37 protein-coding genes and 2 tRNA genes are annotated in these 23715 nt (G+C 62.3%); 5 read left to right on the top strand and 34 right to left on the bottom strand.

Going from position 1 to position 23715, the window contains the following annotated elements:
• Window positions 1–8: 8 nt before the first annotated feature.
• Window positions 9–239 carry a hypothetical protein gene (locus C453_RS14930; protein WP_008325674.1) on the top strand — a complete coding sequence of 77 codons (231 nt, stop codon included), beginning with the start codon at window positions 9–11 and terminating at the stop codon, window positions 237–239.
• A 22-nt stretch (window positions 240–261) separates the two neighbouring features.
• Here C453_RS14930 and C453_RS14925 read toward each other — a convergent pair whose 3' ends face one another.
• Both C453_RS14925 and C453_RS14920 read right to left on the bottom strand, forming a co-directional pair.
• Window positions 262–591, bottom strand: coding sequence for a hypothetical protein (locus C453_RS14925; RefSeq protein ID WP_008325673.1), 330 nt, complete (start codon window positions 589–591; stop codon window positions 262–264).
• Window positions 588–1595: a DUF7490 domain-containing protein gene (locus tag C453_RS14920; RefSeq protein ID WP_008325672.1), complete on the bottom strand. Its 1008-nt coding sequence runs from the start codon at window positions 1593–1595 to the stop codon at window positions 588–590. Before C453_RS14920 ends, C453_RS14925 begins: the two co-directional genes overlap by 4 nt.
• A 115-nt stretch (window positions 1596–1710) precedes the next feature.
• Here C453_RS14920 and C453_RS19630 point away from each other — a divergent pair, with 115 nt between their 5' ends.
• Both C453_RS19630 and C453_RS14915 read left to right on the top strand, forming a co-directional pair.
• The gene (locus C453_RS19630; RefSeq protein ID WP_083881609.1) at window positions 1711–1869 is read left to right on the top strand and encodes a DUF1059 domain-containing protein; all 159 of its coding nucleotides are present in this window, start codon (window positions 1711–1713) and stop codon (window positions 1867–1869) included.
• Window positions 1870–1920: 51 nt separating this feature from the next.
• Window positions 1921–2325 (top strand): universal stress protein, encoded by a 405-nt coding sequence (locus C453_RS14915; protein WP_049907724.1) that lies wholly within the window; start codon window positions 1921–1923, stop codon window positions 2323–2325.
• Window positions 2326–2338: 13 nt separating this feature from the next.
• Here C453_RS14915 and C453_RS14910 read toward each other — a convergent pair whose 3' ends face one another.
• From C453_RS14910 to C453_RS14760, 31 genes are all read right to left on the bottom strand, one after another.
• Window positions 2339–3082: a hypothetical protein gene (locus C453_RS14910; protein WP_008325670.1), complete on the bottom strand. Its 744-nt coding sequence runs from the start codon at window positions 3080–3082 to the stop codon at window positions 2339–2341.
• Window positions 3083–3166: 84 nt separating this feature from the next.
• Window positions 3167–4402, bottom strand: coding sequence for an ornithine cyclodeaminase (locus C453_RS14905; RefSeq protein WP_008325668.1), 1236 nt, complete (start codon window positions 4400–4402; stop codon window positions 3167–3169).
• A 90-nt stretch (window positions 4403–4492) separates the two neighbouring features.
• Entirely contained in the window at window positions 4493–4981 is a 489-nt protein-coding gene (locus C453_RS14900; protein WP_008325666.1) for a hypothetical protein, read from the bottom strand.
• A gap of 67 nt (window positions 4982–5048) precedes the next feature.
• Complete coding sequence (locus C453_RS14895; RefSeq protein ID WP_008325665.1) at window positions 5049–5999, bottom strand: alpha/beta hydrolase; 951 nt, start codon at window positions 5997–5999, stop codon at window positions 5049–5051.
• Window positions 5996–6352, bottom strand: coding sequence for a hypothetical protein (locus C453_RS14890; RefSeq protein ID WP_008325664.1), 357 nt, complete (start codon window positions 6350–6352; stop codon window positions 5996–5998). The genes C453_RS14895 and C453_RS14890 overlap by 4 nt, the downstream gene beginning before the upstream one ends.
• An 89-nt stretch (window positions 6353–6441) precedes the next feature.
• On the bottom strand, window positions 6442–7152 hold the full coding sequence (locus C453_RS14885) for a hypothetical protein (protein ID WP_008325663.1): 711 nt from the start codon (window positions 7150–7152) through the stop codon (window positions 6442–6444).
• Between the two features lie 513 nt (window positions 7153–7665).
• The gene (gene secY, locus C453_RS14880) at window positions 7666–9135 is read right to left on the bottom strand and encodes a preprotein translocase subunit SecY (RefSeq protein ID WP_007543082.1); all 1470 of its coding nucleotides are present in this window, start codon (window positions 9133–9135) and stop codon (window positions 7666–7668) included.
• Window positions 9136–9138: 3 nt separating this feature from the next.
• Window positions 9139–9636, bottom strand: a complete 498-nt coding sequence (locus C453_RS14875; protein WP_008325662.1) for an uL15m family ribosomal protein — start codon at window positions 9634–9636, stop codon at window positions 9139–9141.
• The gene (locus C453_RS14870; protein ID WP_008325661.1) at window positions 9633–10097 is read right to left on the bottom strand and encodes a 50S ribosomal protein L30; all 465 of its coding nucleotides are present in this window, start codon (window positions 10095–10097) and stop codon (window positions 9633–9635) included. The genes C453_RS14875 and C453_RS14870 overlap by 4 nt, the downstream gene beginning before the upstream one ends.
• Window positions 10097–10741 carry a 30S ribosomal protein S5 gene (locus C453_RS14865; RefSeq protein WP_049907721.1) on the bottom strand — a complete coding sequence of 215 codons (645 nt, stop codon included), beginning with the start codon at window positions 10739–10741 and terminating at the stop codon, window positions 10097–10099. Before C453_RS14865 ends, C453_RS14870 begins: the two co-directional genes overlap by 1 nt.
• Window positions 10738–11292: a 50S ribosomal protein L18 gene (locus tag C453_RS14860; protein WP_049907719.1), complete on the bottom strand. Its 555-nt coding sequence runs from the start codon at window positions 11290–11292 to the stop codon at window positions 10738–10740. Before C453_RS14860 ends, C453_RS14865 begins: the two co-directional genes overlap by 4 nt.
• The gene (locus C453_RS14855; protein ID WP_008325652.1) at window positions 11292–11747 is read right to left on the bottom strand and encodes a 50S ribosomal protein L19e; all 456 of its coding nucleotides are present in this window, start codon (window positions 11745–11747) and stop codon (window positions 11292–11294) included. Before C453_RS14855 ends, C453_RS14860 begins: the two co-directional genes overlap by 1 nt.
• Entirely contained in the window at window positions 11747–12451 is a 705-nt protein-coding gene (locus C453_RS14850; protein ID WP_008325651.1) for a 50S ribosomal protein L32e, read from the bottom strand. Before C453_RS14850 ends, C453_RS14855 begins: the two co-directional genes overlap by 1 nt.
• Window positions 12451–12987 (bottom strand): 50S ribosomal protein L6, encoded by a 537-nt coding sequence (locus C453_RS14845; RefSeq protein WP_008325647.1) that lies wholly within the window; start codon window positions 12985–12987, stop codon window positions 12451–12453. Before C453_RS14845 ends, C453_RS14850 begins: the two co-directional genes overlap by 1 nt.
• 4 nt (window positions 12988–12991) lie before the next feature.
• Window positions 12992–13384, bottom strand: coding sequence for a 30S ribosomal protein S8 (locus C453_RS14840; RefSeq protein ID WP_008325646.1), 393 nt, complete (start codon window positions 13382–13384; stop codon window positions 12992–12994).
• A gap of 3 nt (window positions 13385–13387) precedes the next feature.
• A complete protein-coding gene (locus C453_RS14835) occupies window positions 13388–13564 on the bottom strand; it encodes a 30S ribosomal protein S14 (RefSeq protein WP_007543099.1) in 177 nt (58 codons plus the stop codon).
• Window positions 13561–14079, bottom strand: a complete 519-nt coding sequence (locus C453_RS14830) for a 50S ribosomal protein L5 (RefSeq protein WP_008325645.1) — start codon at window positions 14077–14079, stop codon at window positions 13561–13563. Before C453_RS14830 ends, C453_RS14835 begins: the two co-directional genes overlap by 4 nt.
• Window positions 14076–14777: a 30S ribosomal protein S4e gene (locus C453_RS14825; protein WP_008325644.1), complete on the bottom strand. Its 702-nt coding sequence runs from the start codon at window positions 14775–14777 to the stop codon at window positions 14076–14078. Before C453_RS14825 ends, C453_RS14830 begins: the two co-directional genes overlap by 4 nt.
• The gene (gene rplX, locus C453_RS14820; protein ID WP_007543106.1) at window positions 14774–15130 is read right to left on the bottom strand and encodes a 50S ribosomal protein L24; all 357 of its coding nucleotides are present in this window, start codon (window positions 15128–15130) and stop codon (window positions 14774–14776) included. Before rplX ends, C453_RS14825 begins: the two co-directional genes overlap by 4 nt.
• Before the next feature lies 1 nt (window position 15131).
• Window positions 15132–15530 carry a 50S ribosomal protein L14 gene (locus C453_RS14815; protein WP_007543109.1) on the bottom strand — a complete coding sequence of 133 codons (399 nt, stop codon included), beginning with the start codon at window positions 15528–15530 and terminating at the stop codon, window positions 15132–15134.
• On the bottom strand, window positions 15530–15874 hold the full coding sequence (locus tag C453_RS14810; RefSeq protein WP_049907717.1) for a 30S ribosomal protein S17: 345 nt from the start codon (window positions 15872–15874) through the stop codon (window positions 15530–15532). The genes C453_RS14815 and C453_RS14810 overlap by 1 nt, the downstream gene beginning before the upstream one ends.
• Window positions 15865–16302: a ribonuclease P protein component 1 gene (locus tag C453_RS14805; protein WP_008325642.1), complete on the bottom strand. Its 438-nt coding sequence runs from the start codon at window positions 16300–16302 to the stop codon at window positions 15865–15867. The genes C453_RS14810 and C453_RS14805 overlap by 10 nt, the downstream gene beginning before the upstream one ends.
• A 2-nt stretch (window positions 16303–16304) precedes the next feature.
• Complete coding sequence (rpmC, locus tag C453_RS14800; protein ID WP_007543113.1) at window positions 16305–16517, bottom strand: 50S ribosomal protein L29; 213 nt, start codon at window positions 16515–16517, stop codon at window positions 16305–16307.
• Window positions 16518–17420: a 30S ribosomal protein S3 gene (locus tag C453_RS14795; protein WP_008325639.1), complete on the bottom strand. Its 903-nt coding sequence runs from the start codon at window positions 17418–17420 to the stop codon at window positions 16518–16520.
• Complete coding sequence (locus C453_RS14790) at window positions 17420–17881, bottom strand: 50S ribosomal protein L22 (RefSeq protein ID WP_007543116.1); 462 nt, start codon at window positions 17879–17881, stop codon at window positions 17420–17422. Before C453_RS14790 ends, C453_RS14795 begins: the two co-directional genes overlap by 1 nt.
• Window positions 17882–17884: 3 nt before the next feature.
• Complete coding sequence (locus tag C453_RS14785) at window positions 17885–18307, bottom strand: 30S ribosomal protein S19 (RefSeq protein WP_007543117.1); 423 nt, start codon at window positions 18305–18307, stop codon at window positions 17885–17887.
• Between the two features lie 2 nt (window positions 18308–18309).
• The gene (locus C453_RS14780; RefSeq protein WP_007543118.1) at window positions 18310–19035 is read right to left on the bottom strand and encodes a 50S ribosomal protein L2; all 726 of its coding nucleotides are present in this window, start codon (window positions 19033–19035) and stop codon (window positions 18310–18312) included.
• A gap of 2 nt (window positions 19036–19037) precedes the next feature.
• Entirely contained in the window at window positions 19038–19289 is a 252-nt protein-coding gene (locus tag C453_RS14775) for a 50S ribosomal protein L23 (protein ID WP_007543119.1), read from the bottom strand.
• Window positions 19286–20032, bottom strand: a complete 747-nt coding sequence (gene rpl4p, locus C453_RS14770) for a 50S ribosomal protein L4 (protein WP_008325636.1) — start codon at window positions 20030–20032, stop codon at window positions 19286–19288. The genes C453_RS14775 and rpl4p overlap by 4 nt, the downstream gene beginning before the upstream one ends.
• Window positions 20033–20035: 3 nt before the next feature.
• A complete protein-coding gene (locus tag C453_RS14765; protein WP_008325635.1) occupies window positions 20036–21052 on the bottom strand; it encodes a 50S ribosomal protein L3 in 1017 nt (338 codons plus the stop codon).
• A gap of 4 nt (window positions 21053–21056) precedes the next feature.
• Complete coding sequence (locus C453_RS14760; RefSeq protein ID WP_007543122.1) at window positions 21057–21899, bottom strand: putative RNA uridine N3 methyltransferase; 843 nt, start codon at window positions 21897–21899, stop codon at window positions 21057–21059.
• A gap of 289 nt (window positions 21900–22188) precedes the next feature.
• Here C453_RS14760 and C453_RS14755 point away from each other — a divergent pair.
• Window positions 22189–22259: transfer RNA gene (locus tag C453_RS14755), tRNA-Gly, on the top strand.
• A 12-nt stretch (window positions 22260–22271) separates the two neighbouring features.
• Window positions 22272–22342: transfer RNA gene (locus tag C453_RS14750), tRNA-Gly, on the top strand.
• 146 nt (window positions 22343–22488) lie between these two features.
• On the opposite strand, the gene C453_RS14745 is transcribed toward C453_RS14750, so the two are convergent.
• Window positions 22489–23670, bottom strand: a complete 1182-nt coding sequence (locus C453_RS14745) for a DUF3179 domain-containing protein (RefSeq protein ID WP_049907716.1) — start codon at window positions 23668–23670, stop codon at window positions 22489–22491.
• Window positions 23671–23715: the final 45 nt, after the last annotated feature.

The raw sequence follows: 23715 nt of genomic DNA, 5'->3' as shown, positions 1-23715 counted from the left end.
GGACAGGAATGGACGGCCAATCGATACTGTTTGGCGTGCTCTCGGTGGGTGGTGGAATCCTCTCGTACCGGTATGCCTACCGACTGACGAAGCTCGGTGAGCAGCTCGACTCTATCGGGAGTCAGACGCGCTGGCACGAGGTCGAGCCGACAGACTGGAACGTGTTGCTGACGAAATTGCTGGGGCTGTTCTTCGTCGCGCTGGGATTGTACTACGCTGTCGGTCCGTATCTCACCTAATGAAAAGACGAAGGTCTGGGCGTTAGTCCCGCGTCAGTCGCCGAAGCTGAAGCGTAATTCCGAACCCCGCGCCGAGGAGCAACACGAGGTTGAACGCGGCTTGGAAGGGCGCACGGTATTCAGGATTCACCCACGTCGAAATCGCGCGCGAGGTGTTCAGGTAGAACTGCAGCGCCGCGATGAGCGCGAGGAGCAGTAGCCCCGCGAGAACGGCGTAGTCGAGGTAGCGTCGCATCCGCTCTGCGAACTCCTCGTTTTCTTGGTCGGTCGAGTCGAGGTCGGCGTCCGGGTCGGGCGCAGACTTCTCGTCGGCCTGCTTCGTCGCCGATGCCGACGCCGTTTCGTCGCTCATTTCGTCCACCTCCGAGCGACGAGGGCGCTCGCCACGAGTGCCACGAGCGCGGCGAGTGCACCGAAGCCGGGTGCAGACGACTCAGTGTGCGTTGCCTCGGGTTGGTCAGTCATTCTCGGACCGCTATCGTCGTCTTCGAAGTCCTCTACGCGCAGTTCGACGTCTTCTGTGGTCTGGTTCACGCTAATCGTCCTCGTTGGGTTCAGGTTCGCCGCGCCGCGAGCGGTGTCGATGACGACACCATCCCGGAGCAACACGGCGTCGATATAGTAGTTGTAGTCGTTCGGTACCGTCGCCGAGGCCTCGACCGTCTCCGTTCGCCCGGCCTGAATCGCTCCGGCGTCGACCGTGGTTCGAGAGGCAACGATGTTCGACTCCGCCTGCCGAAGCACGAACGTCACTTCGAGGTTCTCCGCTGGGTTGTCACCGGTGTTCGTGAGCGTCGCCATCAGGTTCATCGTCGTCCGGTCTTCCCCGGCATCAGTGATGGAGAACGACACCGGCGGGAGCGCTTCGCTCTCGGTGAACGACGTGGTCGATTGCAGATACGGCGGTTTGATAGCCGAGACGCCGCGGACGCTCTTACGTCGCTCGTCGACACGCTCTGCGTCGCGGTAGAGAACGACTTCGACGTCGTAGCCGCCTTCACGCGGGACAGTCACGTTCGTCCCGGCGGTAACTTCGCCGTCACGCGAGACGTTGCCGACCGAAATGCGCTTTGTCGTCGTGAGAAGTCCCGAATCGGCGTCGACGGCGCGAACGAGCACGCTCACGTTGTTCGTCGGGTTTCCTCGGTGGTCGATTCGTGTCTCGACTGCCAGCGTGACCGTCTCACCTGTCGCGGGTCCGGCCGCGATAGAGACGTCGGCCACGTCCACGGGACCGGGTCTGACCGGTCCCTCGTCCGCCGGGTCGGCGAGGACGCCGGGGACGAGGAGTGCCGTGGCGACGGCCGCGACGACCACGACCACGGCCCCGCCTGCGAGGAGGGCGTTCTTTTCCATGGTCGTTTGACAACTAGCTGCCGGTAAATGTTTTGTCCTAGATGGTTCGAGACCAAAGAGTGTCTGGCTGACTGTGAATACGGTTTTTGCGCTCAGCGCGCCTACTAGTGGCGCTATGTCGAGCGAAATGAAACAAGCGACGTGTTCGTGTGGATTCAGCGTGGTCTCGGAAGATGAAAACGAGATTGTCGAAATCATTCAGAATCATGCCGACGGGAAACACGGCAAATCGATGACGGTGAAAGACGTACGCGGCATGATGAAAGAGGCCTGACCGACACTGGTGGGGCGTGGATTTTTATACGCCCGCGTAGCGATATGTGCCATGGCAACGTACGTAATGGGGACGAACTCAGTACACACTAGTGCCGCACTCTGTGACTACCTCTCGAAGCGGGTCGACACCGGCGACGTCGTCCACGTCGTGAACTCGCACCCGGGCGGTGAGCAAACAGACAGCGACGACGCACGGGACGGAAACGACGCGATGAACGTGGTCGAGTCACGACTCGGCGACCACGTCACCGTCGAGACACACCAGTACATCCGGGGTAACGAGGCTGCTGAGGACATCATCAAGTGCGCCGAAGACCGGAACGCCGACGAAATCGTCATCGGCGTCAGAAAGCGGAATCCGACCTCGAAAATCGTCTTCGGGAGCACGGCACAGGACGTGCTCTTGACATCAAACATCCCGATGGCGGTCGTTCCGTTAGAGAAGATTCCCTAAGCGAGCCTGTCGGCTAGGCTCCAGGTCTGTACTCGACGAGGGTCATCTCGAAGGCGGGTTCTTCGTCACCCTCGTCTTCGTAGAAGGCCATGTGTCCCGGAAGCGGACTGTTCGGAGCGACGCAACTCTCCCAGAAGACGCTCCCGTTCGTCCGAACGACGAAGTCTGCACACTGAAGCCCGGCATACGTGGACGTGCTCTCGACGCTGAAGCTTACGTTCCCATTCGTCCCGGACGCCTCCCAGCCATCTCCGACTTCGAGTGTCTTCCCGTCGAGCCCGCTGTAGTACGGGGAGTTGAAGCCCAGCGTGGCGACAGACCCCGACGGACTCCCGGAGAGTTCACCGTACAGTTCGTCGGCCGGTGCAGTCACCGTCTGCTCTGTCGTCGTCTCGGCCGAGACGAGTTTCGCTCGAATCGTGACGTTCTGTTCTGTCGCCGAGACGACTTCCCACTCGTAGGTCGCCGTGCCGTCCAGATTCGGGGACTCAACCTCGTAGCGGTAGTACTGTCCCGGTCGGTACTGCTGGTCCCACGAGCCGTTGAACTCGAATTCAGTCGCCAGCTTCGCACTCTCGGCGTCGGTCGTAGACGTGCCTGCGGCGTCAGTTGCGGGAGTAGTCGAGGTGGCACCCTCGCCGTCGTTGGTGACTGTCGTCGTTTCGGTTGCCGCCGCACCGTCACCGCCGAGTCCGCCTGAACACCCTGCCAAGAGGACGAGCAGCGCGGCTGCGAGGACGTGTACGTACTGTCCCATATGCAGTCGAACGACTGCGACCGGAATAACCTCGTTGTCACACTGAGTGTCACATCATTCAGAACAAATTGCGGAGATGAAACGCTACTCGTCGGGTTCGTCGAGAACCTTCTCGGCGAGTGTCGGCACGAACGTACCGATGTCCGTTACCATCCCGATGGCCTGCGACGAGCCACGGTCGAGTAGTTGTGTGACTGTCGCCGGGTTGATGTCGACACAGACGGTCTTCGTGGTCGACGACAGGCAGTTCCCGACGGCGACAGAGTGCAGGAGCGTCGAGAGCATGAGAACCATGTCGGCTTGATGCGCCTGCTCGCGGATGGCGTTCTGGGCTTCGATGGCATCGGTAATCGTGTCGGGAAGCGGGCCGTCGTCCCGAATCGACCCCGCGAGGACGTACGACGCGTCGTTTTTGACACACTCGTACATGATTCCCTCCGTGATAAGGCCCTCCTCGACGGCCTCCTCGATACCACCGGCGCGGATGACTTCGCTGATGGTGTAGATGTGGTGTTTGTGTCCCTTTCGGGGGTGTTCCATCGTCTCCATGTCCATCCCGAGCGACGTGCCGTAGAGGCCGCGTTCGATGTCGTGGGTCGCAAAGCCGTTTCCGGCGGAAATCATGTCGACGTAGCCCTCTCGAATGAGACGGGCGAGGGCGTCGCCACCGCCGGAGTGAATGAGCGCGGGACCGGCGACGACGAGGACGTTTCCGCCTTCCTTTTTCGTCTCTTTGAGGGCGTCGGCGATGTCGCCGATGAGCGACTCAGACGGGCGCTCCGAGGAGATGCCGCCCTGCATGAAGCCGAAGGGACCGGAAGCGTCTCGCGGGCGTTCCGGGGGCTTGACACGGATTCCAGTGTCGTCGGTGACGACGAGGTCGTCCTCGTCGATTGAGTTGAGGACTTTCGTGTACGCGCGCGCACCGTCGTCGGTCTCTTCGACGACGATTGCGCAGTCCATCTCGATGTCCTCGACGGGAATCCACTCGCCGTCGTACCGAACGTCTGTTGGGTGGTTCGTCGTCGAGTAGAATCCGACCGGAACGACCTGGTCTGCGGGCGCGCGTTCGACGTGCGCGTCGGCAGTCGACGTGAGGTTCGCACCGATTTGGTTGAGTTCGTGGAGAATCTCTTGAATATCGTCGTCGTCGGCCGAGACCGTCATCCGACAGTACGATGTGTTGTGTTTCTGTCGCCCAACGTCGAACTCTTCGATGTCGAAATCACCACCGAGGTCCATCACGATGCCCATCGCCTGCTGCATCATGCCCGAGTCGATGATGTGCCCTTCGAGTTCAACGGTCCTCGTGCTCGTCATTGAGGGAGAATTGGCCGAGGGGGTAAAATGGGTTACGGGGAGACACATTTTTACATGTTTCCGGCCGCGGCCGAATCTCCCGTCGTCAGCTCAGAGGACGAACCCCTTAAACAGGTTTGCGACGGTCCAGACCGCCTGGTCGACGGGGTGGCCTTTCTCGCCATTGACCCTGATGCGACCGTCACGGAGCGCTTCGCGAACTTCTCCGAGCGGGTCGGGTGAGTCGGCAATCTCTTCGAGAACTGCGCGTTCTGTCGTGATTCGGGTCGAAGCCTCGGGATTCGGCCCGAGCGCAACCTCCTCGATTCGCATGTCGTCGGCGACGACAGCCGAGTAGACGTGGGTCTCGGACCCGTCTTCGACGTAGACGTTCACCGTCTTCCCACCGATGAGGTCACGAGCGAACATCACGTCGAACTGGTCGACGTTCTGGTTGTAGAGGTCGACGCCGTTTTCGAGGAGCCTGAGAACCTCCTCGTCGCTTGGGGTCTCGGATTCCTGTGCGACGACGCTCCCTGTTGGAATCGTGAGTGCGACGACGAGAATCACGACGAGGAAGCGTCTGAAGGATAGTGACATGATGAACGAGATACGTTGGCAGACAACATAACGGTTCCCGCGAGAGTTCACTCCGCCGACGAGGTTGTTACTCGACTGGACGGACAGCCTGCAGGAACGAAAGAAGGTGGCCGAGCGTCTGTTCGAACGTCCGGTCGTAGTGGTCGAAGTGGTCTGCGGGGAGTTCGACGAGCGTCGCGTTCGGAATCTCGTCTGCGAGTGCAGCGACGGACTCCGCCGGTGCAACGTCGTCACGCGTCCCGGAGACGAGCAGTGCCGGACACCTGAGCGATTCGGGGTCCGAAAGGGCAGTGTACCGGAACAGCGAGAGAAAGAGTCGTGCCGGTGTCTCATCTCGCCACGCGCTCCCCGGTGGGAGAAGACTCCGATAGGCGGTTCGAACCGCTGGGTCGTCGAAGACAGAACGGGTGCTTCCATCACCGAGTACCGGCACGCGGTACGGACCGAGAAGGCGCGACTGAAGCTTGTCGCGAGCGCCCGCCGCGAGGGCTGAGAGCGTTCCCGTCAGCCCCCGCCCACCAGTTACGGCCGACCCATCGAGCATCGGATTCTGTGCAACGACGGCCGCGACGCGACCGTCTTCGGCAGCCGCTCGGAGCGCGTATCCGCCGGAGAGGCCGGTCCCCCAGAGGACGATTCCACCGGTGTCGACTTCGGGTCGCTCTCGAAGCCCGGAAATAGCAGCGTGCCAGTCTGCGACCTGTCTCTCGGGGTCGACGAGGTTTCGTGGCTCGCCGTCGGAATCGCCCGTGTTTCGATAGTCGAAGAGGAAGGCGGCGTAACCCGCTTCTGCCAGTCGCTCGGCATAGCGACGCAGTCCGAACCGACGCTCTGCGGCGAGTTCCCCGGCCATGGCGACGACCGATGGGGAGTCAACGTCGTCCGGTCGGTAGAGCCACCCGGCACACGTTGTCCCTTCGCTCTCGAACGATAACGAGACGCGTGAGTAGTCGTAGTGCGAGGGTCGCCGTGGGCCACGCGGCTTCGGTGGGTCGCCGCGGTGACGCCACGTACTCATGGCTCTGCCTCCTTGTCGAGACTGTCGAGGACGCGCTCCGACAACTCCACATCGTCCAGTTCGTACCGGTTGTACGCTCGAACCCAGTCGGCTTCGAGTCGCCACGTCGCCTGTACGTCGTCGTCACTTCGGAGTATCGTCGCGTCCACGCTAGTCGGTTCCCACTCGCCGTCCCGTGCGAGTTCGAGGAACGCGGTGACGGCACGGCCTACCTCGCCACGGTTCGGCTCGACGCCCGGAAACGCCGTGAGATACGTCAGCGATAGCGGCGGGCCGGACGAAAGCGACTCAACGCTAATGCCGTTGCCACGGAGGGCTTCCTCGACTGTGGCTACCGGTTCGAGGTCGTTCATGGCATGCGATACGCCACCCGTCAGCCTAAACGTTTGCCGCGAGACAAGTCCGTGAAGCGATTCTCAGGCTTCGGAGAGCGAATCTTCCCTCAGGCTTCGGAGAGCATTCGACGGAGCGAATCGTGTAGCGAAAACAGTGGTTCGGTGTCGCCCGCGGCGTAGTCGACGAGGAGACGTTCGAGTTCCGTGTGGGTCTGTGTCTCGTCGAGACCGGCGGCGACACCCTCGACGTAGGCAGCACCGAGACCCTCGCCGACGTGCATCCCCGTTACGTGTGGGTCGTCGATACCGAGACCGTCGAGATACGCACGCGAGAGACCGTAGTCGTCGTACCAGACGCTCGGTTGGTCGACATCTGCTTCGTCGCAGGCCTTCCAGAGTGCCGGAATCTCTCGATTCTGGCGAACGGCGTGCGGGAACGCCTCTGCGGCGAGTGGGGCGAGGTCTACGTGGTTCGAAAAGAGGGACTCGATTCGCTCCGGGGCGTCGGCCCAAATACCTGCGTCGGCGACCTGCTCGGCCCACGCCCGGAGGTGGTGTTCGTCGAAGTTCCGCCCGTTGTACGTGAGGACTGTCCCACCGCGTGTCTCGCACCACTCAACGACATCTTGGAGGAGGGCCGCGGTGTGTTCGACGCTCCAGTCGCCCTCTCGAAGCGCGACGGTCACTTCTGTCTCGTCGTTCTGGGATGCACCGAGTCCAACGGCGACCAACTCGAACTCGTCGGTGTTTCGGAAGTCGCTCGGCGGTCCCTCGGGACACGCCGTCTCGATATCGAGTGCGAGTCGGGCGTCGTTCATACTTCGGTGGTCGCCGCGGGCTGTGAAAAATGACCGGAAACGAGCGCCCTACACCGTCGGCTACGCTGAGCGACTCGAACAGCGGACGGGTCGTCTTACTTTCCAAGGGTACGATTGCACCGATGAACGGTGAGATAATTCATCACATAATACTACAACGAGCCTCGGTGACGTCAGAGAATATCACAACTTTCCCCCGAGACAATTGTTTCCGATTTAATCACCCTATTGGTGGTTGTGTGCATGTAACAGTGTGAGGCCTCACTCGATGGCGGTGCCTGCCATGGCACCACCGTCACGAAACCCACTGGCACTCCCACCACACCACCACTTTTTGCCGGTCACATGTCGCTCCCACCAGGCCTCAGGTGCGACAGCCCTCTGTTTTGAGACTGGCTGGTAGAATCGAAGATAGTACAGCGTCCGCGAGAACAGCGCTGCCGCTTTCTGGTTGTGTGAACGCTTCGAAGAAGGCGTTCGGCCGGACGTAAGGCGCGAAGCCTCAGGTGTCCGTTACTCCGAACCGAACATCTGACGCATCATCGGGTGCATTTCCATGAGCTGCTCTTCTGCGATCTCCTCGTACAGCTTGTACGTGATGGAGACCGTAAGCAGCAGCCCCGTCCCGGAGACGGCACCGATGGTGCCCAGCATGTTCGCCATGACGGCGAGCAGACCCACGAGTGCGCCACCGATGACGGTCACCTGCGGAATGTACCGCTCCATGACCTTCTCGATGACTTGTGGGTTCCGGCGGAAGCCGGGAATCTGCATCCCGGAGTTCTGAATCTGCTGCGCGGTAGATTCCGGGCCCATGCCCGTCGTCTCGACCCAGAAGATAGCGAACACCGCGCCACCGACAATCATGAACGTGAGGTCGATGAGCACGCGAATCGCGATATCGAGTGGGTCGGCCGACGTGAGGCCGAGGAACCACATCCAGTCGGAGCGCGACTGGACCGGCGCGAGATAGTAGAACAGGCCACCGGTGACCTGCCCGCTGGTGTACTGACCGAGCCACGCAGGCATACTTGCCCACTGGCTGTCCAGGATGCGCCCCAGGAACTGAATGTTCGCCTGCAGGGCGCGGACGAGGATCATCGGCAGAACACTCGCGTAGATGAGCTTGACCGGGAAGCGACCACGAGCACCCTTCACACGGGCGTGCGAGAGGGGAATCTCGACGCGGACACTCTCGGCGTACACGACGATGCCGAAGATGAGCAGCGTCGTGACGAGTGCGAGCAGTTGCCCCTGACCCAGGAAGATGGTCGAGAGCAAGTCAGTCGGCGACGTCGGGAGGTCGACCGCACCGGTGAGAATCCCGAACCACGTCGGGAAGAAGCCCGACGTGCCACCGAGACCCTGCCAGCTGAACAGCCCACCGACGAGCTGCTGGCTGACACCGGCGATAATGAACAGGCCGACACCGGAGCCGACGCCCCACTTGCTCACGATTTCGTCCATGAACAGGATGAGGACACCACCGACGGCGATCTGCGCGAAGATCAGCGCCTTCACGCCACCCGTGCCGATGCCCAGCGATTGGGCGACGGCAGGGTCGGCAGGCAGGAAGCCGCCTGCGAACACCATCGGAAGGCCCGTCAGGACGATCATGACACCGACGAGCAACTTCTGCAGACCCTGATAGAGAATCTGGTCGCGTGGGTTGTTGTTGGTGTCGAGCCCGAGCAGGTCAGCACCGCCAAGCAGTTGCAAGACGATGCTCGCCGTGACGATTGGACCGATACCCAGTTGGAGCACCGAGCCCTGCTGGCCGGCCAAGATGGACCGGAACTGACCGAAGAGGTCATTCGCGGCCCCAGCGTCGACGCCGAACAGCGTCACGTTCGTCAGGAAGAAGTACAAGACGAGGATGCCACCCGTCCACCCGAGCTTCCGGCGGAACGGTACGTGTCCTTCCGGTCGGGCGACTGCGGGCATCCGCGCCAGCACTGGTTCGGCGGTGTCCTTCCATCCCATGATTTATTCCTCGTCGTCTTCGTCGTCGGCAGCAGCCTCGGCTTCCTCGGCTGCTTCCTCCGCACGTTCGGAGAGTTCGGTGCTGCCACCGCCCTCTTCGATGAGTTCGACGGCACCGGCGGTGAACGCGTCGGCGACGACGTGCAGCTCGTTTCGGACCTGCCCGCCACCGAGCACCTTCACGACGTCCGCGTCCCAGCCATCCTCGGCTACGTCGCGGGCGTCGATGGTGTACGCGTCACCGTCTTTCTCGGCGAGTCCGTCAGCGGCGAGGAGCGCGGCGTCCTCGTCGAGCTTCTGGACCTTGACTTCGGCGACGTCGTCCTGCAGGACGTCGGGTCGCTTGAAGCCGTGCTTGCCGAGCGGTTCGTAGTTGTGATACTCGTGTTTGTCGCGCCCGGCACGGCCACGGCCACCACGGTGACCGGCACCACGCCGGTTCTTGTGGGTACCGCCGCTGTGTGTCCGGGAGCCACGTTGGCGTCGCTTCTTGGACGTCATCGCATTGCCTCCAGAAGCTCGTCAATCTCCTCGGTGGTATGCTTTCCGAGTTGGCCACCTTCCTTGGTGACGTGCTTCTGACCGCGGTGTCCGCCACGCGGCGGGTGCAGTCGGAGCACGGGAGACAGACCCTGCTTGCGCAGCGTCGTCTCCTCGTCGACGACGGCCGACGCGAGGTCGGAAACGTCGTCGTAGTCGGTGTTCTCGGAAACCCACTCGTCGGTGATCTCGTCGCTGCCCTCTTCGGGCTCGGCGCGCGTGCGGACGAGCGTCTCGACGACGTCGGCGCTCGGCGTGCCGTGCGCGACGTAGTCGTTGACCTTCGTGATCATGCCACGGTAGGTGTCCGACTCGGGAACGAACGTCGCGTGGTTCACGCTGCCGATGTTGAGCATCGTGAGCGTGTCACGGACGTCCTGTGCCATGTTGACTTCACCGCGAAGCTGAACGATGGCTTGCATTATTCGCGTACCTCCTGTCGAATCTCGCGAGCACGACGGGGCGTGCGGGACTGCGAGGCGTTCTTCAGCGCGTTGTACGTTGCCTTGGCGAGGTTGACGGTCGTCCGCGTGTTCCCGTCACTCTTGGTCCAAGCGTCCTGGACGCCTGCGAGTTCGAGGATGTTGCGGACGGTCTCAGCAGCCGCGAGGCCGAGGCCCTGCGGTGCCGGGATGACCTTGACCGTCACGGAGCCGGCCTTGCCCTCTGCCTTGCGGGAGAGGGAGTTCAGACCGCCTGCGCGGTCTTCCCACGAACCGGAGCCGCGGTCAACCTTGATAATGTTCAGTTTCGCCACCTCGATGGCTTTCTGGATTGCGCCGCCGACCTGGTCGTCGCGGGCTTCAGCGTAGCCGAGGTAGCCGTCACGGTTCCCGACTGCGACGACACACCGGAACTTCACCCGGCGGCCGGAGTCGGTCATGCGCTGGACCATGTTGATGTCGAGCACTTCGTCGTCCAGTCCGGGAAGGAGTTGGTCGACGATCTGGGGCTCCTTGAGCGGAAGCCCGGTCTCGAGCGCGTGGTCCATCGACGTGACGTCGCCGTTCTGCACCATGCGGCCGAGCCGCGTTCGCGGCTCCCAGCCGTTGTTATCTCTGCTCATTCGTCCTCCTGAAGGTTCCCGAGCACTTCGTCGAAGTGGTCGGGGAGGTTCGTGGCGTCGAAGTCTCCACTGTAGAGCGGCTCGTCGAGCTGCTCTGCGTACTCAGCGATGTGGACACCGCGGTTGCGGTCCCAGTCAGCGAGTACGTCGTCGTTGTGGGGGATTTCGAGGCCAGCGTCGATCGCACCCTCTTGCACTGCGAAGACCTTGTTGCCGGGCGTGGCCGTGTTGAGGCCGATGTCGAGGACTGCTTCCTCGAGACCGGCGGCCAGCGCTCGCTTTCCTGCGAGGTACCCCGTGAGGTACGCGCTTGGGAGGTTGCCCGTGGGGGCTTCCCAGCCGTACTCGGCGAGGTCCGCAGAGGTCGCTGCAGCGTGGGTGTTGTCACCGTTCGAGCCCGGAGTGACCAGCTGCGCCCTGACGTGCTTGTTGCTCACGCGAGCAACGAGGCGGGGCTTACCCGATTTCAGCAGGCGCAACCTTTGATGGTAGTCCGTCCGGACTTCACGGCGACGTCGCATCGGAACCTTGTATCGTGGTCCGGTCGCCATTATTGAATCTCCACCTGGTAGTTGTTCTGGATGTATGCTTCGAGCCGGTCGACGCTATCGAATTCACCGCCGGACGCCTTGTTGTAGACTTCGCGGTACTGGGAACTGTCGAGCGTTCCCTCGTCGCGAAGTTCCTTGAGGCGACGGCGCTGAGCGCGGATTCGGCTGACCCATGCGTCTTTCGTGTTCTGACGAGCACCGGAACGGCCCTTGCGGGACCCGGCACCCTTGCGGTGGCCGTAGGAACGCTTCTCGGCGCGCTCGCGTGCGCGACCCTTGGAGTTACCCTTGGCGTCCTTGGCGCGAATCGTGCCCTCGTCGACGAGTTCACGGATGTCTTCGCGCGTGATGGCCTCCGCGATGTCGGCCTGTGCGTCAGGGTCGAACCAAATGCGACCCTTGCCAACGTCGAGGACGTCGGCAGCCATTCGCTTCTGTGCTTTCAGGTCCGTCATCAGTTATCCACCTCGACTTCGATGTAGGTGGGGTTGAGGACGCGAATCTCGCGGTCCTCACACACTTCCTCGATACGCTCGCGCTTGCGCGCGCCGACCGAGGAGGCGATTCGCACGGCCTGCGTGTCGCCGTCGACGCCTTCGAGGTCGTCCACGTTGTGGACGCGAACTTCCTCGAAGCCGGACGGGTGCAGTCCGCGGGCGGCCTTCGGCGTGCGGTAACCCGCTTCCACCTTCGGGCCCTTGCCCTTGATGCCGATACGCTGCTTGGACAGGGTACCACGGGGGCGACGCCACGATTTGGGCGTGCGCTTCTTCTTGTGGTAGTCCTGTCGGTTGAACTGCGGCTTGCCTTCGCGGCGCTTCTGCGCCAGCGCGCGAGCCGTCTCGTCGTCGAGCTGGGGCTTCTTGTCCGCGTGACCGCGGGGCTGAAGCTCCGTCTCGACGTCTTCTTCTGGCTCTTCCTCTTCGGCTTCGGACTCGTCTTCGACTTCGGCCTCGGCCTCTTCGGAGACCTCGAGACCACCGACGTCGGCTTTGATACGCGCGGCGAGCGCGTTGCCGATGCCGTCGACTTCGGCCAGCTCAGACTGGCTTGCGGCCTGTACGTCGTCGACAGATTCGAAGCCAGCTTCGCGGAGCGCGTCGGCCTTCGATGGGCCGACACCGCTGATGTCTTCGAGTGCTGTGATTTCTTCCGACATTAGGCATCACCAGTCTTCGGTTTCTGCGTGATGTACACGCCGTCGGAGAACACGCGAGTGTCCTTGTCCTTGACGCGAGTGAGCTGTTCGATGTCGGCGGCAGTCTGCCCGACGTCCTCCTTGGAGGGGCCCGTCAGGGTGACTTCTTCGCCGTCGACCTGTACGTTGGTGTCGCCGCGGACGGTCGTCCGTCGGGGAGCTTTCTCACCGAGGAAGTTCTTGATGACGACGTCGTCACCTTCGACGTTCACTTGCATTGGGAAGTGAGCGTAGTGAACTTCCATCTTGTACTCCCAGCCGTCGGCGACGCCGTGAATCATGTTGTTCACGTGGCTCTCGAAGGTACCGACCGTCGCGTTCGTCTTCGCGTTCGTGACGTTGGTCTCGATGACCACGGCACCGTCTTCGACGGTGACCGAGACGTTCGGGTACCAAAGGCGTCGCGTGACGCTCCCTTCGGGACCCTCGACGGTGAGTTCGAGGTTGTCGACCTCGGCGGACACGTCGTCTGGAATTTGGATTTCTACTCGACTCATGATTCTAGTAGACGTAGGCGATTATCTGGCCACCGATACCCTGGTCGCGGGCCTCGTAGTGGCTCATGACGCCGTGGCTCGTCGTGACGATGAGCGCGCCGTAGTCACGAGCGGGGAGGAATCGCTTCTCCCACTTCTCGAAGTCGTCGGCGCCCGCGGAGTATCGCGGCTTGACGACGCCACACTTGTTGATGGCGCCTTTCAGTTCAACCTCGAACTTACCGGCCTTGCCGTCGTCGACGAACTCGAAGCCGTCGACGTACCCTCGGTCGTAGAAGACCTCGAGGACGGAGCCGATGATGTTAGAGGCGGGCTGGATCTCGTGGGACAGGTGTCCGACACTTTCGGCGTTGTTCACACCGGAGAGTGCGCTACTGAGTGGATCGTTGTCAGCCATGGCTTATCGGTACTTCTTGAATCCCATCTCGCGGGCGATCTCTCGGAAGCACTGGCGGCACAGGTTGATGTCGTACTTGCCGACAAGTCCCTGCTTTCGACCGCAGCGCCGGCACTCGTTCTCCTGGCCGGTGCGGCGGCTTGCGTGCTCGCCCGTCTGTTCTGTTTCGCTGTCGCTCATTCTTCAACCTCCACGTCGAACGTGGATTCGATGAACGCGACAGCGTCGTCGATGGTCATCCGGTGGGACGACGGAATCTGACGAGAACGCTTGTCGCGCTTCTTCACACGGTATCCGGGGCGGACGAGGTTGACCGTCACGTCCAGTCCGTAGATACCGATCTGCGGGTCGTACTCCTGGCTCGGGAACTCGGTGTGCTCTTCGACGCCGAAGCCGAAGTTCCCCGTCTCGTCGAACGACGAGCGGGCGAGGTCCGAAATCGGGAGCGCGGTTTCGAGGAACTCGACGGCGTTGTCACCGCGGAGGGTGACCTTCGCGCCGACGGGTTCGCCACGGCGGACGCCGAAGTCCACCGAGGCACGGCCCGAGAGTGTCTGGACGCTCTCTTGGCCCGTGATTTCCTCGAGGATGTCTTCGGCGTTTGCGAGTTCACGACCACCTTCGCCGACGCCCATGTGGACGACGACCTTTTCGATGCGCGGCTCGCGCATCTCGTGGAATTCTGCCTCGCTCATTCGTCATCACCCGTGAAGTTCTCGTCGATGACGACGACGTACTGTTCGATGGTCTCGAACCCGCCGTCTTCGTTGTCGACGATGACGGAGTTGTTTCCGCTGCCCGGCGTGACGATAATCTCGTCGATTTCGCCGATGTCACCGGCGTGAGAACCGGCAACGGCAGTCACGAGCGCACCTTCCTCGTAGGGGAAGTGCGCGACGATATCCTTCGACTCGTTGTCGACGACGATGGAGTCCTTGTTGGTGTACTCCGAGGCGTCTTCGACGACGATGTTGGAACCGTCGTGCAGGGTCAGCTGGAAGTTGCCGCCAGTGACCTGCGACTTGCGGACGATCTTCCCGAGACGGCTCGACGCCGAGTCGGCGTCGATGAGAGTGAGCGATAGACGGCCACCCTCGTCGGGGAAGACGCGGTAGTACTCCTCACGCTCGGTGAACGCCAGGATGTCGAACATCCCGATGGGGCGTCGAACGTCGGAGACAGCGTCGCCGTTGACCAGCACACTCTGCTGGTTGAGGGCGTACTGCGCCTCCTTCTTCGAGTCCACGTAACCGAGCACGTCGCGCAGGACGATGAGCAGGGGAACCCCCGCCTCGCCGTGCGGACCTGCACCGGCCTTGACCGTGAACGTGCCTTCCTTGCGCTCGACCGGCCAGGACTTCGGTACGGACAGTCGCTTCTGGTGTCGAGTCATTCGTTATCCTCCTTGAGTCGGGCCTCGCGGACGTCGTCTTCGAGGTCCAGCTCGGTCACACGGACGTTGCTGGCCTGAAGCGGACGCGGAACCTCTTCACCATCGGCCTTAGCCACGGTGACGCCGTCGACGTAGATGACGGCGTCGGTGAGGTCGACCTCGGTGACTTCGCCTTCTTCGCCGGCGAAGTCGCCGCGGAGAACCTCGACGGTGTCGCCCGCGTTGACGCGGACGTTTCGCTGACCGTACTCCTCGCGGAGGTCGGTCGTCAGGGTTGCGCGGACCTGCTTTTGCCGCTCGTGGAGCGGGGCGTCGCGAGACTGAATTCGCTGTTTGCGCGGTTGTCGAGTCATACTATACAATCATCGTAGCCGTCGATGCGATACTCCCGAAGCGCTCGGCCACTTCACGCGCGATGGGACCCTTGATTTCGGTCCCGCGAGGCTCTTCCATCTCGTCGATGATGACGGCGGCGTTGTCCTCGAACTTCACGCGCGTTCCGTCCGGCCGGCGGATAGATTTCCGCTGGCGGACGACAACGGCTTCGAGCACCTGGCGGCGCATCTCGGGGGTACCCTTGGTGACCGAGACGGTCACCTTGTCCCCGATGCCTGCCTTGGGGTGGCGGTTCTTCGTGCCGGAGTAACCCGCGACGCTGATAATCTTGAGTTCACGTGCGCCAGTGTTGTCGGCACATGTGACCAGCGAACCGCGAGCGATTCCCTTGGTGATGTCTGCTTTGAGCGCTTCCATCACTCGTCACCTCCCATAATCTCGACGACGACGTGGGATTTCGTCTTCGAGAGAGGTCGGGTCTCCGCAATTGTTACTTCGTCACCGACAGCGACGTCGTCGAGCACGCCCGGCACGTGTGCCGGGATGCGGGAACGTCGCTTCATGTAGCGGTCGTACTTCGGAACGAATACGTCGTACTCCCGCTCGACGATGACGGTCTTTTCCATGTCCGTCGAGACGACCGTCCCCTCCAGGGTCTGACCCCGGACGGAGAGCGAGCCGTAGAACGGACACTTCTCATAGTCGTACGCCTCGGAGTCTTCTGGCTCCGGAGGCATTGGAACGTCTAGTCCTATCGCCATTTCGAGTCACCTGTAGTTTCGGTGCGCAGGGCGGGTCGTGAGAGCAGTCGTGCGCCATCCACCGTAACGTAGGCCACGCCCTCGCAATTCTCGGAGGAACTCCGAGAAGCGTCCGAGTGTGTCTCGGAACGCCGGTAAGACTGACTGGTTTCAAATCTACCAGCAGTTTCCGACCGAAGTTTGGACGTGGTCCCCGACACCTTCGCGGCGTCGGCGGCTTCATCTGTACGCGGAATTTCGAACTGGAATGTTGCGCCTTGCTTTGGCACCTGCCGCACCCGAGACCCGTCGTCGACCATGATGGTTTGCATGGTCTCGACGACGACACGCCCAGCTATCCCGACCAAGTCGGGGTTCGCTGCGTCGACGACCTCGACGTTGAGGCCGTTGAGTTCGTGTCGTGTGAGTGTCTCGGGTGTGAGTGGCATCGTTATTCTTCGTCGAAGTCGCCTTCTTCGCGCTGGATCGTCTTGATCCGCGCGACAGTGCGCTTCAGTTCGGCAACGCGACCGGGGTTGTCCGGTGCGCCACCCGCGGCCTGCACGGCCTTGGTGTTGAGCAGCTCGGTCTCGAGCTCTTCGAGCTCGGCTTCGCGCTCTGCAGCCGTCATGTCGCGGATTTCGTCAGTGTAGAGGATCGCCATTTATTCCTCCTCCGTTTCGTCTTCGTCTTCCATCTCGGCGACGAGGTCGGCCGCCTCTTCGGCGACGTCTTCGTCGAGTTCTTCCTCGACGGCTTCCTCGTCGTCGGCATCGGCGTCGGCGTCGTCTTCGACGACTTCCTCGTCGTCGTCAACAACTTCCTCGACGGCTTCCTCGACGACTTCCTCGTCGACGGCGTCCGTCTCGGGTTCGGCTTCCTCGGAGACGTCCGGAACTTCTTCCGGCTCCTCTTCGAGGAGGTCCTCGACGCTCTCGGGCTCTTCGAACTGCTCGACCGCTTCGGGCTCTGCGTCTTCCTCGACTTCGAAGTCGTCGGGGAGGCGCGCTCCCGGCGGGATGATCTTGACGGTGACGCCAATGGTGCCGAGCTTCATGACTGCGACACCCTGGCCTTCGTCGACGATCTCCTGAGCAGGCTCACCGTTGTGCTTGATGTAGCCACGGTTGAACTTCTCCACGCGCGAGCGGGCACCAGTGACCTTCCCGGACAGGACGATTTCGGCACCGAGGGCGCCGGCGTCCATGATACGGTCGATGGTCGTGTGACCCGCTTTGCGGAAGTACCAGCCACGCTCGAGTGCGTTGGCGAGGCGGTCGGCGACGATCCGGGCGTTGAGGTCCGGCTCGTCGACTTCCTGCACGTCGATCTGGGGGTCGTCGAGGTTGAATCGCTCTTCGAGTTCGCGGGTGACCTTGCGGATGTTCTTCCCGCCTTTCCCGATGACCATCCCGGGCTTTTCGGCCTTGAGCACGATCTGAGTGCCCATCGGCGTCTTGGCGACGTCCATGCCGCCGTAGCCGGCGCGGCCGAGTTCCTCTGCGAAGAACTCGTCGATTTGGGACTTCTGCAGTCCGTCTTCGATGAATTGGTGTTCGTCAGCCATTATTCCTCGACCTCCTCGATGATGAGTTCGACGTCACAGATTGGGGTGTTCCACGGGTCTGCCCGGCCGAATGCGCGGGGCTTCCGACCCGGACGTTCGCCGACCTTGTGGGCGGCGACGTGCTTGATCTCCATCGCAGGTCCGTCGAAGCCCTGTTCGGTCGCGTTGTTGCGAACGTTTTCCAGGAGCTCGAGGAACGCCTTGGACGCCTTCTCAGGGTATCGTCCTGCGTCCCAGCCCTCGATGTCGCTCCGGTGACCCACACCGGAGTTGTGCTGCTTGAACGGAACCGACCGCTCGCCGTCGATGACGGCTTCGAGGTACTCCTCTGCGTCGGCGACGGTCATCCCCTTGATGGCGCGGGAGATGGCCTTACTGTGCTTGATGCTGATGGGCCGGTCCCGGAGCATACCTTTGGCCGTGGTTTCCGGGTCGGCCTCGACGCTGTAGTTGATTCCCATGGTTTATTTGAGCGGCACGAACTTCGAAGACCGGGTCGCGCCGATACCGGCCTGACCGTGCTCGACCGACGTGCGGGTGAGCTGGAACTCGCCAAGGTAGTGTCCGATCATCTCGGGCTGAATCTTGACGCGCTCGAACTCTTTCCCGTCGTAGACGGCGAAGGTGAGCTCGACGAAGGAAGGAAGAATCGGCATGTCACGCAGGTGCGTGCGGATAGGCGCGTTTGCCGTCTCCTCTTCCGTCTTGTCTCGGACCTTCTCGAGCAGCTTCTGCTGTTCGGTCGAGAGGCCACGGGTGATGGTTCGCCGCTGACGAGCGGGGAGCAGTTCCGCAACTTCTTCGAGCTCCATATCCTGCAGCTCTTCGAGCGTGTAGCCACGGTAGGTGAACTCACCTTCGCGGCCGGTACGGTATTGCGTGCTCATGTTCAGTTACCTCCCTTTCCACCGCGACCGGTGCGCTTGGAGGCGATGTCACCGACCTTCCGGCCCGGCGGAGCGTTCCGCGAGACGGACTTCGGCTGACCTGGGTGCTGTCGGCCACCGCCACCGAACGGGTGGTCGACGGCGTTCATGGCAACACCACGGACACGCGGCCACTTGATACCGCGCGCTTTCATCTTGTGGTACTTCTTCCCTGCCTTGACGAACGGCTTCTCCGTGCGGCCGCCACCGGCGACGACGCCGATGGTGGCTCGGCAGGTGGGGTTGAGGCGCTTGACCTCACCCGACGGCAGCTTCACGACAGCGACCTCGCGGTCGTGCGAGAGAAGCTGCGCGCTGACACCGGATGCGCGGGCGAACTTCCCACCGTCGCCGGGCTGACGCTCGACGTTACAGACGGGAACACCCTCGGGAATCTCGGCGAGTGGCAGCGTGTTGCCGGGTTTGATTTCGGCGGAGATGCCGATCTGAAGCTCTTCGCCGACGGCGACGCCCTCGGGGACGAGAATCATGCGCTGTTCGTCCTCGAACTCGACGAGGGCGATAGGCGCACTGCGGGCGGGGTCGTGCTCGATGCTGACGACCGTGCCCGAGATGGTGCCGTCGTCCTCGGATTTCTTGTGCGAGAGTTCGGCCTTGTAGCGGTGCGATGGCGCCCGGAAAGTGGACGTACCGCGACCACGACGCTGGCCCTGAATGCGGCGTCCCATGGTTAGAACACCCCAATTCGCGACGCGACTTCCTGCGCGTCGTCGTCTTCGGTGAGACGAACGGTTGCTTTCTTCTTTCCTTTCATCGTAACCTGCGTGTTGACTTTGTCGATGGTCACGTCGTAACGCGACTCGATTTCGTCCTTGATGTCAGACTTGGTCGCATCGACGTGGACGATGAACTGGAGCTTGTTGTCGAAGTCCATCGCGTTCATCGCCTTCTCTGTGACCAGCGGGTGTTCGATGATGCTCATCGTTCTGCGACCTCCTCGAGTGCACTCTCGGTGAAGATGGTGAGGCGACCGGCGTGCGTACCGGGCGCGAGGTCCTCGGCGGAGACGTTCGCCGCGGTAGCGACGTCGACACCGGCGAGGTTGCGAGCAGCCTTCGAGGGCTCCTCGGCCGTCACGAAGAGAATGGACTTCGGACGCGTGTACTTGCGGCCACGGAGCTTACCCTGGCCACTCTTCACCTTCTTGTTCTCTTCGGAGCGCTCGATGTCGCCGTAGACGCCAAGCGACTGCAGGAGGTCGACGACCTCCTTCGTCTTGACGAGGTCGTCGAAGTCGTCGGAGACGACGAGCGGAAGTTCGAGGTCGTCCTCGAACTCGTGCCCGCGCTCACGAACGATTTCGGGGTTTGTCGTGGCGGCGAGTGCCGAGCGAACGGCGAGCTTACGCTCCTTTGTGTTGATTTCCTTGCCCTGGTCCTTCTCGGCCTTCGGCGGGTGTGCGCGGCGACCGGAGACGGCGTGCGGGACACGTCGGGCCACACCGTTCTGGCGTGGGTCGTGGGACATGCCGCGACCGCTGCCCATGGACTCTGCCGGCGTTCGCATGCCGGCGTAAGGGTCGGAACCGTACGGCTGTTTTCGGTTAGCCTGCGCGGCGACGACAGCACGCTTGATGAGGTCCGGACGGTAGTCCGTCTCGAAGACCTCCGGCAGCTCGACGCTGCCTGCGTCCTCGCCGTTCAGGTTTCGGATAGTTGCCTGCATGGTTTATCCCTGGTTCGATGCGGTAGAGACGTAGCGCACCTCGGGGTCGAGGCGCGGCTGGTCGTTCGGCCGGACGGCCGGGCGGAACCGCAGAAGACGCTTGTTGGGGCCCGGAAGCGAGCCCTTGACGAGCGCGTAGTGCCCGTCGACCTCACCGTAGTTGACGAAGCCGCCGTCGACGGTCGGCTCGTCACCCTCACCGAGGTCGATGAGGCGCTTGTTGAGTTCAGTGCGCTGGTGGTAACCGGTCTGACCGAGCTGCGGAACCGTCGAGCGAACGCGCGATGGGTTCCACGGGCCGAGGTTGCCAATACGGCGACGCCAGCCCTGACGGGCGTGCTTGCCCTTCCGCTTCTGGACGCCCCATCGCTTGACGGGACCTTGCGTACCTTTCCCTTTCGTGACGCCCGCTGCGTCGAGGTACTCACCAGCACGGAACACGTCGGACATCTCGTGTTCGCCACCCTCACCAACGAGTTCGAGGGCGAAATCGGCGCGCTCCACGAGGGAGCCGCCACCGACGCGCGTCTCCATCACGTCGGGCTTCTTCTTTGGCACGTTCTTGAGTCCAGCCGGGACCGTGTGCGTGATGACGCGAAGGTCGTCGACTTCGCCAGCCTCGACGGCTTCGCGAAGCGCTTCGGCGTCCTCCTCGAACGTGTCTTCTGCCGGAAGGTCGAGGACGCGGTCGAGTTCGTCGTGGAACTCACTCGCCCAGACCTCGGTCTTCGGCTTCATACCGTACGACGTCTGTTCGTAGGCGCGAAGGGCGATAGCGCGCATCGGTGGCGTCTCGACGACGGTCACCGGAACGGCTTCCTCCATACCCTCTCGGGGGGAGTCGGCCTCGTCGTTGACCATCATGACGTGCGTCATGCCGGCCTTGTAGCCAGCGAAGCCCTGCAGTGCAGGGGACCCATCGTCACTTGGCCACGACTTGATGCGTGGGACCTCTTTGGTCGCACGCTTACGCGGGCTGAAGCCCATCGAGCCTTTTCGTGGTCTGCTTGGTTGTGGCATATGTTCACTCCGTGAGTGTCAGGGAGGCGAGTGAGGCGAACATCGCTTCTTCAGTTCGCACCACGTCGCTCCCCTGTCGCGGAATCGTATTGAGCCAGAGGTCGAACCCCGGACCAACGGAGGGTTCGACGTCTGCGACATCCTCGGGAGTCATCCCCAGCATGTCCGGAAGCCCACGGCCCGGCGAACCGAACACGACGGTCATGCCGTCGGCGTCGGCGATACGGGCTGTCAGTTCCCCCAGTCGGGGGACCGAAAGCGGCTCACCATAGCGAGACGTGGCGATTCGCACGCCCGCATCCGGTCTGCCGAGAGCTTCCGTGAGGTCCATGCGGGATACGTCGAACCCCGGAAGGGGCTCGTCGACGATCCTCGCACGGACCGGTTCTCGCGAAGAGATCCTGACAGCGACGCGCTCTCCCTCTGTGGCGTCCATCCCGGGAGGGACGAACAGGGAGATCGGGTGTTGCATTCCGCAATTGACCCGAACGCGGTCGTCAGGTCCGACCTCGGTCACGATTCCTTCTCGCAACGCGGGCAACTCGTCAGAGTCGTCCGCGGTCGTAGACGAGACGAGAACGGGCGGCAAGATACCAGCGTACCGGAGTTCGTCACGCTTGCCCCAGACCTCTTTGCGAAGGTATGGGGGCGTCGCAGCGTACCGAAGTACGGTTTCGACGAACTCGCCGCCCCACTTGTTCTCGCCATCTTCGTCAGGGAAGATGACGAGTTCGTCCGCCCGGAAGACCGCCGCCGCGCGGGCGACGTAGCCGAGTTTGCGAGTTGCCTCGCGTTGATCTTCGGCTTCCCGGACGAGTGAGGACGGCACGAGTACGCTGAGTGTCATGCCGAATTCATCCTCGTCTCGTCTAGACTGTGGCGTTTCTACCGGGGGGTTACCTAAAAGAGTAGCGAATCCATTCTCGGGTGATACGGCGTCCCACGCCTTCGTTTGTGGCAGATTGGCGAATGACTCGTGGTACTGAATCACGCGGTGTTAGATAGGTCCGTTTTACTGAATCTCACGTGGTAGCAGGTACCGCGCTGTCGTCCGATTTCTCCCCCGTTTCGCAAGTCTTATTTATGAACCCGGCATTATCCAGAAACGCAGCAGAACGCAACGATACCCGCGGAATGCGCTGGTAGTGTAGTGGTATCACGTGACCTTGCCATGGTCACAACCTGGGTTCAAATCCCAGCCAGCGCACTTCCACCACATGCGTCGGTAGTGTAGTGGTATCACGTGACCTTGCCATGGTCACAACCTGGGTTCAAATCCCAGCCGACGCACTTCTCTACGAATCTACCTTCCGAGCGATCGCTGTGCGTGTCGCTCGGACTGTGAGTTATGAATGCGGCCCGGTGGAATTTGAATCAGGGAGCGACGCGAACGAAGTGAACAGAGCGACTGAGGTTCAAATCCCAGCCGACGACCATCACCCCGTATCTTCCCCATACACACTCGTTTCAGGATAGAACCCGGACCAGCCGAGCCAGAACATCGGCGGGTGGTCGTTCGCCCGGGTCAAGTCACGGGTCGCCTGCGGACCAGAGACTCCCGCACCGGTCGCCCGTTTCCACGTCGTTGCACCCGCCGAGAGCCGACGCGGTCCGTCTGCGGAGAAGTACAACGTCTGACCGCCAACCCGGCGGTCGTAGGCGACGAGCGTATTCCCCGGTGCTACGGTGACGACGACCGGAAGTCCACCCACGTCGTCGTTGACGACACCGTCGCGCCGAACAGTGTCGAACGGATAGGCACGCGCAGCGTCGCCGTGAGCGACACCGAGCACCAACGACCGAGGGTGCAGACCGTCTGCATCCGCCCCGAATCCGATGACTGGTGGTGAGTCTCGGCGATACTTCGGGATGAAGTAATCGAACGTCGCCTCGCGTCCGCGAACAGTGTTCGACTGCGGTGGTGGCAAGAGAACGTCCGTTTCTGGATGTTCGACGCTCCACACACCCCACGTCGTAAGCGACGAGGGACGAATCCTGAGTTCGGTGCCAGTCGACGGCCCGTTGATAGCTGTGGCGAGCAACTGCGACCACAGGCTCTCTGTCGCTCGGTCGTAGAGAACGAGGTCCGAGCGCCAGAGGTAGCCCGAGACGCCGAAGATGGTCGCAGACCCACCGACGACTCGGTCGACGACGACACTGCTCCCACAGAGCACACAGTAGGTGACGGCGATTGGACCACCGAATGTGTCGTTGACGACCTCGTGCCAATCGAGTATTCGGAGTGGGTACGCCCGTGCTCTCCCCCCGTCTGTGAGGCCGATGACGGGGGCGTCGTCGGGAAGTGTGGTCGATTCTCCGCGCGAATCTGCTGGAAGTGAGAGTCCGCTCCAATCGGTTCCGAACACCGGGTCGACAATCGCCGGGATGTGGTCGCGCGGGAGAGGAGCGCGCATCTCGCGCCGGGAGACTGGAGGGGAGACGTCGCCACGCCGTGGAAGGCGACCATCGGGTCGTGGGGACGGAGTGTCGGAAGTCGTCGCGTTTCCTACGGGAGACAGGTCATCGCTGGTGACACGGCTCCCCGGAAGGGTGACACACCCAGTGAGTCCAACACCCGCAACTCCAGCGAGTCTGGCGAGGTAGTCCCGGCGGTCCATCTTTGATACTTGGACCGCTCTCGACCAAAAGCCGACTCTGCTGGG

It is taken from the genome of Haloferax elongans ATCC BAA-1513, assembly GCF_000336755.1.
Taxonomy (GTDB): Archaea; Halobacteriota; Halobacteria; order Halobacteriales; family Haloferacaceae; genus Haloferax; species Haloferax elongans.
The sequence above is the reverse complement of the archived record's forward strand: the minus strand, read 5'-3'. Positions and strand labels throughout refer to the sequence as shown.